The organism is Mesorhizobium sp. M7A.F.Ca.CA.002.09.1.1 (genome assembly GCF_003998555.1).
Taxonomy (GTDB): Bacteria; Pseudomonadota; Alphaproteobacteria; order Rhizobiales; family Rhizobiaceae; genus Mesorhizobium; species Mesorhizobium ciceri.
The window spans coordinates 1-2,564 of the sequence record NZ_RZRR01000813.1; the positions used below are offsets into that span (position 1 = coordinate 1).

A 2,564-nucleotide genomic window follows, 5' to 3' on the forward strand; every position below is an offset into this window, starting at 1 on the left:
TCCTCATAGTAGGACGGGCGGCCGAACGCTTCCCAGTCCTCGCCGCCATCGCCCGGATGCTGGACGGCGACGAAGGCGGTCTGGTCGTCGGGCGCAAACAGCGGACCGCACATTTCGGCGCCGATCGGCACGCGGAAGAACAGTTTCGAGGTCGCCCGCGCCACCCCTTCCGTGTCCACCGCCCACAGACCATCCGTGCGGCCGGTGGCTTTCGGGCCCTGGCCGTCGGTCGCGACCCAGAGACGCCCGGCCGAATCGACCGCGCAATTGTCGGGCATGCCGAACCAGCCATTGGCCGTCGTTGCCGTCGAGAAGGTGGCGCCGACATCGGCAACCGCCGGATCACCGCATTTCAGCAGCACTTCCCACTTGCCCTTGGCGGCGGTGAAATCACCGCCGTCCTCGGCGATCTCGATGATGTGGCCAAAGGCGTTTTCGGCGCGGGGGTTGGCGGCGTCTACCTGGTCGGCCTTGCGCTTCGAATTGTTGGTCAGCATGACATAGACCTTGCCGTTGATGGCATTGGGCTGGATGTCTTCGGGGCGGTCCATCTTGGTGGCACCGAGCAGGTCGGCGGCGCGGCGCGTCTCGATCAGCACGTCGGCCTGGCCAGTGAAACCGTTTTCAGCCGTCAGCGGTCCCTGGCCGAAGACGATCGGCAGCCATTCGACCGTGCCATCTTCGGCGAACCTGGCGACATGCAGCGTGCCATCATCGAGCAGGTCCCTGTTGGCGGCATGATCGTTCGGATCGAACGCGGCCTTGGTCACGAACTTGTAGACATAGTCGAAGCGCTCGTCGTCACCGAGATAGAAGACGACGCGGCCGTCCCTGGCGACAATCGATTCGGCGCCCTCATGCTTGAAGCGGCCCATGGCCGTGCGCTTCCTCGGCGTCGAGGTCGGGTCGTTGACATCGACCTCGACGATCCAGCCGAAGCGGTTGGCCTCATTGGGCTCCTTGGCGAGGTCGAAACGTTCGTAATGCGCCGCCCATTCATAGGCGCCTTCGGGAATGCCGAGACGCTTGTAGTTCGCGGCTTCCTTGTGGCCTTCCGGCAACTCGCCGGAGAAATAGCCATGGATGTTCTCCTCGGCCATCACATAGGTGCCCCAGGGCGTGACGCCGCCGGCGCAATTGTTGAACGTGCCGAACACCTTGGTGCCGGACGGATCGGCATTGGTCTTGACGCGGTCATGGCCGGCAACCGGACCGGCCAGCGCCATTTCGGTGTTGGAGGTGATGCGGCGATTGAGCTTGCCGTCGCGCACCACCTGCCATTTGCCTGATGTCTTGCGGATCTCGACGATGGTGCCGCCGTGAGCTGCCATCTCGACATCGACCTGCTCCTTCGAGAGGGGTGCGACTTCGGCCGACTTCTTGCCGTCCTTCTCGACGATTTTCACGATGCCCGGGAACATCAGATGCGGATTGGTGTATTCGTGGTTGACCACCAGCAGGCCATGTTCGGCCGAGCCGTCGATGGGGATGTAGCCGACATAATCGTTGTTGTAGCCGAACTGTTTCGCCTGGGCCTCGGCCGACTGTTTCGTCGGGTCGAAGTCGGGCGAATCGGCAAACAGCGGATCGCCCCAGCGCAGCAGTACATCGGCATCGTAACCCGGCGCGACGTGGTGCTTGTCGTCGATGCCGGCCTCGAGTTCGTCGAACGTGAAGGCCGAGCCTTCAGCGGCCCGGGCCTCGTCGGCGCTGATCAGCGCCAGCGGGCTGACGGTGGCGGCGATGGCCGAGACAGCCAGCGAACCCTTGAGGAAGCCGCGGCGCGAGAACCGCGCGGCGATGATCTCGCCCATGGTGCGGTTGTCGGAAGCGTTGATGGCCGGGCCGTCGTTTTCCTCGAGCAGGCTGGTGCGGAATCGGGTGTCGGGGGAGCGAAGGTCAGTCATGGCTTGCCTCTGGCTGTTGGATTGGCTGGAGCGTGGGTACCTGTTTGACCCCCTTATAATCGCCGGATCACATTTTCGTGACATCGGGAGACCTTTCAGACGCGACAGGCATTGCGCGCAGCGCTGGCTAAGCATTCCCGCAGACCGGAACTGCTCCAGAATCGCCGGTTCGAGATGAAAGGAGACCTTAGGCGGCATCTTGGCCGCGCATCCTGCGACGGCGGACGACATCAGTCGTTTGCAAAAAACAGATCAACGGGCAACTGCACCCTCGACAAGTCACCTCCGCCGCCCCCGGCGGAGGTGACTTGATGTTCGGCGTCTGCGGTCGTCAGGCATCGGGAAAGCCAGTCTCCCGTTTAGCGATGGCGGTCACGGCGCCGTTCATGCGAAGCTAATGTAGCATATACTTGGGACTTTAGTCCAACCTTGCGCTTGCAATGGTCCTGGTTGACAACCGCAACGGTCGGAGGTCGCTTCCGGGCGCCGCGTCTTTCGGCAATGTTGGTTGCACTGCAACGTTGGGGTGGGGCGCGCCGGGCTCAGTCGTCGGAGATCAGAATGCACAGATCGGTCACGACCCGTTGTTGCCGGCTGGCGCTCAAATCGGCAGCGGCGCTGGTGTTGACGATTGCGCCCTATCAAATTGTCCTGGAC

The 2,564-nt window shown here is 63.0% G+C and carries 1 protein-coding gene; it reads right to left on the reverse strand.

The features are described from left to right. Window positions 1-1,907 (reverse strand): PhoX family phosphatase (locus EN994_RS26665; RefSeq protein ID WP_164746218.1); only part of this gene is annotated, 1,907 nt, incomplete at its 3' end. Window positions 1,908-2,564: the final 657 nt, after the last annotated feature.